Genomic DNA, 6,711 nt, shown 5'->3' with positions numbered 1-6,711 from the left:
GCCAAACGTCCGTTTTGGCGCGCGTTTGGACGCGATTAATTAAAATTCTCGTAGCTGCCGTATTCGCCGCCTAAACTCGTCTTTTACGAAAGGGAATTTGATACGGCGCATCCGCGGTAGGCCCCGCGATAAACGGAACGAACGGGAGGCGGCGCCGCGACGCGGCTAAACTCGTATTTAAAAAGTCCGTCGTCCATAAATACGCCGCCGCCGACGCTAAAAATAGCGCAAAAATAGCGGTAAGGTCGCCGCTTTTAAATTTTACTCGAATAAATTTCGCTCGCCGTCGCTAGCGTTTAGCGCGGCTAAAATTTCGCTTTTACCCGCGTTTACGAGCGCGTAGCGAAAATTTTTAAGCCCTTTTAGCTCGTTTAAATCGCTAAATCTAAACGCGCCGGAGACATTTATACGGCTGTCGGCGGGCAGGCAAAAAATTACGTCGGCGGGGTCGAAATTTTTACGTAGATACGCTGCTTCGATCTCGAAAAGCTCGTCGTCGCTTTCTGCGATTAGGGCGCGAAAACTAGCTCCGAAGTGCGCGGGATGAAAATTTTTATCGATAAAAATAGGCTCGAAATGCCCGAGCGCTCGCATGTCGCCTAGCTTAAATTCCACGCCGTTCGCGCGCAGATAGTGAAGCAGTCCGCAAAAAGTCCCCGTAAAAACGCGCGGTAGAGCTAAATTTTGGTAATAAATCTCGTCGCAAATCAGCGTTGTAAAAAATATGGAGCTTGGGTTTAGAGCGCCTATTTTAGCGTCCGTAAACGCCGTGTCGTAGGCCGGCGCGATGCGTTGCAGCATCCTTGCGTCGCCGGTAAAAAATACGTCGCCGCTTTTCGCGCGTAAAATTTTCATAAACGCCTGCGAGAAATCGGCGGGCAGCAAGCTTGCGTTTTTACTAAGGCTCATGCGTCCTAAAATCGCGGCGCCCGCGGCGTTTACTAGGCAAAATTTTAGATTTTTGCCCGCCGATTCGAAGCGCATTAGGCGCACGAGGGCGGTTTGGAGATTTTGCACCTTTAAATAGGCGGTTTCGGAGTCGCAGACGCTTGGAGTCTCTTCGCAGATAACCGCGTAAGCGCCGTTTTTAACCGCAAGCTCTAAATCTTGCTCGTTAGCGTCTTGCGCGATAAATGCGAATCCGCGCCGAACGCTTTTGGGGTTAAACGTAAAATCCAGCACTCCCGAGACGCTAGGTTTATTTAAAATCTGCGCGTTGATCAGGCGGGCTAGATTTTCTATCGTCATTAAAATTCGCCTTTTAGCCGATTACGGCGCCGTTTTTTGCGGGCGCGCTAGGCGCGATTAGCGTTAGTTTTCCGTCCGTTTCCGCGCTTAAAATCATGCCTTGCGAGACGTATTTTTTCATCATCGTACGCTCTTTTAGGTTTGCCAGCACGCACACTTGCTTGCCGATTAACTCTGTCGGATCGTAAAATTTCGCGATCCCCGATAAAATTTGGCGCGGTTTTTCCTCGCCCAGATCGATTTGAAATTTTAGCAGTTTATCGCTGCCTTCGACGCGCTCGCATTCTAGCACGGTGCCTACTTTTATCGCGATTTTCGCGAAATCGTCGATCGCGATAATGCGCTCTTGTTCTTGCGGTTCTTGGGCTAAATTTTGCGGCGCTTGCGGTCTTGCCATCAGTTCGCCTTCTATACGCGGAAATAGCGGCTCCGTCGCGGTCGCGGTAAAATCTAAAAGCTCGCCTTTAAGCACGGCTCGCTCGTAAGTATTTGTCGAAATTTCAAAATTTAACGCGCTTGCGATCTTGGCGCAGGTTTCGGGCATCGCGGGGCTTAAAAGCACGGCTACGCGGGCTAGTAAATTCGCGCATAACGCTACGAGCGCGTTAGCCTCGTCCGCTCGTCCGGATTTAATCAGCGACCAAGGCTCGTATTTCGCGATGACGCCGTTAGCTAGGGCTACTACGCGCCAAAGTTCCTCTAAATAGCGGTTCGTGGCTAGAATTTCCAAATTCGAAATAGCCGCGCCCAAATAGCCTTGCGCTTCGGCTAGCTCGGCCGAGTAAAATTTCTCTACGTTCGCGCTTATGATTTTAAACTCGCTATATTTTCCGCTCATGCCGATTATGCGGTTTAGTAGGTTGCCAAGTCCGTTGCCTAGCTCCGTATTTATGCGCTCGATTAGCGCTTTTTGGCTAAAATCGCCGTCTTGCCCGAACGGAACCTCGCGCAGTAAAAAGTACCTGAAATTTTCTAGTCCGTAGGCGTTTGCGACTTCGCGCGGATCTACGACGTTGCCTTTGCTTTTACTCATCTTTTCGCCGTCTCTGGTCCACCAGCCGTGCGCGGCTACGCAACGCGGCAGTGGCAGATCAAGGCTCATCAAAAACGCCGGCCAGTAAACCGCGTGAAAGCGCAGAATGTCTTTGCCTACGATATGCACGGCGTTTTGCCAGTAGCTCATTAGCTCGTCGCCGCGCGTATAGCCTAGCGTGCTTAGGTAATTTACCAGCGCGTCCAGCCAGACGTACATTACGTGTCTAGGCTCGTTTAGGCTCGCGGGTAGCTTAATGCCCCAATCAAAGCTCGTGCGCGTGATAGATAGGTCTTTTAATCCGCTTTTTACGAAGCTTACGACCTCGTTTTTCTTGCCGCGCGGAAGTATGCAGCGCTCGTCGTTTTCGTACCATTTTAACAGCGCGTCTTCGTATTTTGAGAGTTTAAAAAAGTAGCTTTCCTCTTTTACGATGCTGGTTTTGCGCCCGCAGTCCGGACAGCACTCGTTTTCAAGTAGCTGCGTAGCGGTGAAAAAGCTCTCGCAGCTAACGCAGTAAAAGCCCTCGTATTCGCCTTTATAAATATCGCCTTTCTCGTACATTTTAAGAAATGCGTTTTGCGCGGTGAGCTTGTGCGAAGCGTCGGTGGTGCGGATGAAGTGGTCGTAGCTGATCTTAAATTCGTCCCACAGCGCGCGAAATTTTCCGCTTATCTCGTCGGCGTAGGCTTGGGGTGTCTTGCCTCGCGCGGCTGCGGCTTGCTCTATCTTTTGCCCGTGCTCGTCGGTACCGGTCATAAAGTAGGTATCGTATCCTTGCAAGCGGCGAAAGCGGGCTAAGGTATCGGCGATTATCGTCGTGTAGGCGTGTCCTATGTGCGGAACGTCGTTTACGTAATAAATAGGCGTGGTTATATAGCATTTCTCTTTCATTATTTTTCCTTTAAATTTAGAAATCAAATCCGCCGCTGTCGCCTTTGGACATCGAGTTATACGCGGCGTCTACGTAGTTTTTTCGAGTAGGGCAGGCGAAAATTTCGTCGCAGTTTAGACAGCTGATTAATCCGCGCGAGTTTTGACAAGCTTGTAAAATTTTAGCCTGCTCTTCTAGGGCGAGGTCGAATTTATCCTTTTGCGCGGTTTGCTCGCCCTCTTGCGCGGCGTCTAAATTTTCGCTCACTGCGCGTTTCCGTAAAATTCGCGTAATTTTTCGATCTCGTAAGTCGAGCCGAAAAAGCACGGCGTGGTCTGGTGAGTCGCGGTTATTTGCGTATCAAAGAGGCTTTTTGAGTATCCGTCGCTAGTAGCGCCGCCCGCGTTTTCGTAGATAAAGGCAAACGGCAACACCTCAAATAGCTCGCGCAGCTTGCCCTTAGGCGCGTCAGTCGTCGCCGGGTAGCTAAATAGCCCGCCGCCTTTTAGTAAAATTTGGTGCAAGTCGCTTACCATCGCGCCTGAGTAGCGCAGGCGGTAGCCTTCGTCGAATAACGCCTTAATAAAGGCGCGGTGGGCGCTCGACCAGCCTTTTTGCGTAGCGCCCGTGGCGTTTAGTTTGCCTTTGGGCTCTAGGGCCAGCTCTTTTGCGAATTTAAACTCGCCGTCTCTTCCCAGCCTAAAAAGGCGCGGCTTCTCGCCTTTTTGCGGGCAAAGCACGAGCTCTAATCTAGGCCCGTACACGCAGTAAGCCGCCGCGACTAAATTACGCGGATTTAGCTCGTTTTCGTAAATACCGAATATCGATCCAACCGCGAAATTTACGTCTATTAGGCTAGATCCGTCTAGCGGGTCGTAGGCTACTATAAATTTAGCGTTTGGATTTAAGCTTAAAACGTCGTCTTTCTCCTCGCTTACTAGCGCTTTTACGCAAGCTAGCGCGCTAAATTTCGCGGTGATTAGCTCGTCGCTTAAAACGTCTAGTTTTAGCTGCGTATCGCCCGTGGCGTTTTCGTGCGCAGTGTAGCCTAGATCGGCGTATTTTATAGCTTCGCTAATTTGCGTAGCGACCTCTTTTACGGCGCTAAAAATTTGATCGATTTCGTTCATTATACAGCCTTTGCGTTTTGTAATATCCACGCGCAAATCGCGTCCGTGTCGTCTAAATTTAGATTTTTTATTTCGTAAGGCGCGTCCTTGCGGTAAGTAGCGATAGCATCCGAAAAGCTCAAATAACTTTCGTCGATTTCGTCTTTAAAGACGCTAATTCTAGGTAGCGGCAGCGTTTTTAGCCCTTCTACCAGCAGTAGATCAAACTCGCCCAACATCCTCACGACGTCCTCTAACCGCGAGCTTTCGCGCGAAAAATATGTCGTTCTCGTTGGGCTCATCACCACTACGTCCGCGCCGACCTCGCTAAATCGCCAGCTATCCTTGCCCTCTACGTCAAAGCGCGCTTTATCGCCGGGATCGTGCTTAACTACTACGACTTTAAGTCCGTCTTTTATAAATTTCGTTGCGATGCGTAGAATTAGCGTCGTCTTGCCGCTATTTGACGGACCCGAAAACGCGACGGCTAGTCTTTTCATTGTTTTCCTTACGTGAAATTCGGGGCTCATTGTAGCGAAATTTGGCTTAATTTTATCGGCGAAATTTTAGAAATCGGGCGAAATTTTAGCCTAAAAAGCCACGTAATTTTGCGATAAAAATCGCTCTTTTTCGTTTGAATTTACGTGTAAAACGTAATAGCCGATGCGTTTGTTTGAAGCGTCTATTAGCGGCACGGCGCAGATAAAATGCGTCTTATACGCGTAAAAATCGGAGTTTTTGAAGTCTATCTCGTCTAAAATTTGGATTAAATTTAAATTCGCGCTGCTTAAATTTTGCACGTAATAATCTTTTAGCAGCGCGTCGCTAGGGCCGGGCTTTTTGGAGACGGATCTATTTTTATCGATTAATACGTATAAATCGATGCCTTGCTCTTTAAAAAAATTTGCTATATGTTCGTAATCAAGCAGCACTTCGACGCTGCCTAACGTCCGTCCGTTCTCGCTTATCGAGCTTACGGCCCGCACGAAAATTCCCGCCACGCCGTATTCGACGCCGGCTACGGGAGTTTTACGCTCGGCGGCTTCGCTGATTAAGTAGCGAAACGAGCTTAGCGTATCGCCGAAATTTTGCTTATCCCAGCTTCTTACGTAGCTTTTAAAATCGCTCGTGTGAAGATGAATTTTAATGTTTTTATACATCGACGCCATGCTTAAAGTATGTATAATTTCGTCCACGTTTTTTAGGCACTGCTCGCGGCTTAGCTGCGTAAAGCAACCTTTTATATTGCCGTTTTGCGCTAAAAGCGCGGCGATCGCTGCCGCCGAGAGCTTGGCGTCCTCTACGTTTTTGTGCAGCTGCTTGATTTGGTAATCGAAAAATGCGCGTCTTGTTTGCTCTTCGCTTTGTTTTTCGTAGTTAAGATAAAGCGTTAAAAGCACGCTAAAACAAAGCGCGCAAATAGCGGCTGCGGCGTAGGTTAGGGCGTTTTTACCGATTTTCACGCGCAGCCTTAACCCAGCTCTTTTGCTAGCAAGGCTGCGAAATCTTCAAATTCGGGCAAATTTAGACGGCTCTCGCGCTGTTTTTGCCCCCAGACGCTCTCCGGGAAAAACGCGTCTTCTTTAAAACGCGCGATTACGTGGATATGCACCTGCGCTACGTAATTGCCGAAGCTCGCGACGTTTATTTTATCGGGCGCGTAAAATTTTATCATCGCGCGTTCGGTTATTAGCATCGCTTCAAAAAGCCTAGCGCGAGTATTTTCGTCGCAGTCCGTGAGCTCCTTGTAGGTTTTTTTAGCGAAAATTTTAACCCAAGGAAGCTCGCCGCTTTCGCGCTCTACGCGTATTAATTCATCTTCGAAAATCACTTTAACTCCTTAACTTAAACCACCGCGCGCTCGCGAAGCAGCACGTAAAGCTTGATAACGGACATAAAAAACGTAACTATGGCGGGCCCTAGGATGATGCCCCAAAATCCGAACGTCGCGATTCCCGCAATCATCGCGAAAAATATCAAAAGCTCGTTTATGATCGTAGGAAATTTTACCAGGCGGTTGTTGATAAATTTTATCACGAGCGGTTTTGCGAAGTTATCGGCTAAAAACGAGATGACTACGACCGTATAAACGCCGATGATAATCGCGCCCGTAGCATTGCCAGCGGCAAATTCGTAAAGGCTAATAGGGCCCCACGCTAGCAGCCCGCCCACGACCGGAATTAGCGAGCAAAAGCCGAAAATTATGCCCGTAAAAAATCCGTCGTAGCCGTAAAACATAGTAATAATCGCAAAAAGCGCGCCTTGAAGGATCATATTTGCTATCGTAGAGTAAAAAACGACGCTCATTACGTTTGCTACTTCGCTTAAAATAAATCCCGTGTCGTCCTCTTTCATCGGAAGCGCCTTTTTTAGGTAGCGCACGAGCTCCGCGCCGTAAAGATTGTAAAAGAAAAAGAATATCAAGATGATGACGATATCGGTTAGAA

The 6,711-nt window shown here is 48.6% G+C and carries 8 protein-coding genes; all 8 read right to left on the bottom strand.

Annotated elements, in window-relative coordinates:
- Positions 1-261: 261 nt before the first annotated feature.
- Entirely contained in the window at positions 262-1,248 is a 987-nt protein-coding gene (locus QZ147_RS07715) for a ferrochelatase (protein ID WP_295148933.1), read from the bottom strand.
- 13 nt (positions 1,249-1,261) lie between these two features.
- Positions 1,262-3,175, bottom strand: a complete 1,914-nt coding sequence (gene metG, locus QZ147_RS07710) for a methionine--tRNA ligase (protein WP_295148930.1) — start codon at positions 3,173-3,175, stop codon at positions 1,262-1,264.
- A 16-nt stretch (positions 3,176-3,191) separates the two neighbouring features.
- Positions 3,192-3,422 (bottom strand): hypothetical protein, encoded by a 231-nt coding sequence (locus QZ147_RS07705; RefSeq protein ID WP_295148927.1) that lies wholly within the window; start codon positions 3,420-3,422, stop codon positions 3,192-3,194.
- Positions 3,419-4,285 carry a class 1 fructose-bisphosphatase gene (locus QZ147_RS07700; protein ID WP_295148925.1) on the bottom strand — a complete coding sequence of 289 codons (867 nt, stop codon included), beginning with the start codon at positions 4,283-4,285 and terminating at the stop codon, positions 3,419-3,421. The genes QZ147_RS07705 and QZ147_RS07700 overlap by 4 nt, the downstream gene beginning before the upstream one ends.
- Positions 4,285-4,764 carry a molybdopterin-guanine dinucleotide biosynthesis protein B gene (gene mobB, locus QZ147_RS07695; protein WP_295148922.1) on the bottom strand — a complete coding sequence of 160 codons (480 nt, stop codon included), beginning with the start codon at positions 4,762-4,764 and terminating at the stop codon, positions 4,285-4,287. Before mobB ends, QZ147_RS07700 begins: the two co-directional genes overlap by 1 nt.
- Positions 4,765-4,854: 90 nt before the next feature.
- The gene (locus QZ147_RS07690; RefSeq protein WP_295148919.1) at positions 4,855-5,727 is read right to left on the bottom strand and encodes a cache domain-containing protein; all 873 of its coding nucleotides are present in this window, start codon (positions 5,725-5,727) and stop codon (positions 4,855-4,857) included.
- An 8-nt stretch (positions 5,728-5,735) separates the two neighbouring features.
- A complete protein-coding gene (locus tag QZ147_RS07685) occupies positions 5,736-6,095 on the bottom strand; it encodes an HIT family protein (RefSeq protein ID WP_295148916.1) in 360 nt (119 codons plus the stop codon).
- A 14-nt stretch (positions 6,096-6,109) separates the two neighbouring features.
- Positions 6,110-6,711: AI-2E family transporter (locus QZ147_RS07680; RefSeq protein ID WP_295148913.1), on the bottom strand; the 602-nt coding region annotated here is incomplete at its 5' end.

The organism is uncultured Campylobacter sp. (assembly GCF_905371695.1).
GTDB lineage: Bacteria > Campylobacterota > Campylobacteria > Campylobacterales > Campylobacteraceae > Campylobacter_A.
The sequence above is the reverse complement of the archived record's forward strand: the minus strand, read 5'-3'. Positions and strand labels throughout refer to the sequence as shown.

What these genes read in the sequence shown, in the direction of transcription:
- QZ147_RS07715 (WP_295148933.1), bottom strand. Translation starts at nt 1,248, where the DNA reads ATGACGATAGAAAATCTAGCCCGCCTGATCAACGCGCAGATTTTAAAT.
- metG (WP_295148930.1), bottom strand. Translation starts at nt 3,175, where the DNA reads ATGAAAGAGAAATGCTATATAACCACGCCTATTTATTACGTAAACGAC.
- QZ147_RS07700 (WP_295148925.1), bottom strand. Translation starts at nt 4,285, where the DNA reads ATGAACGAAATCGATCAAATTTTTAGCGCCGTAAAAGAGGTCGCTACG.
- mobB (WP_295148922.1), bottom strand. Translation starts at nt 4,764, where the DNA reads ATGAAAAGACTAGCCGTCGCGTTTTCGGGTCCGTCAAATAGCGGCAAG.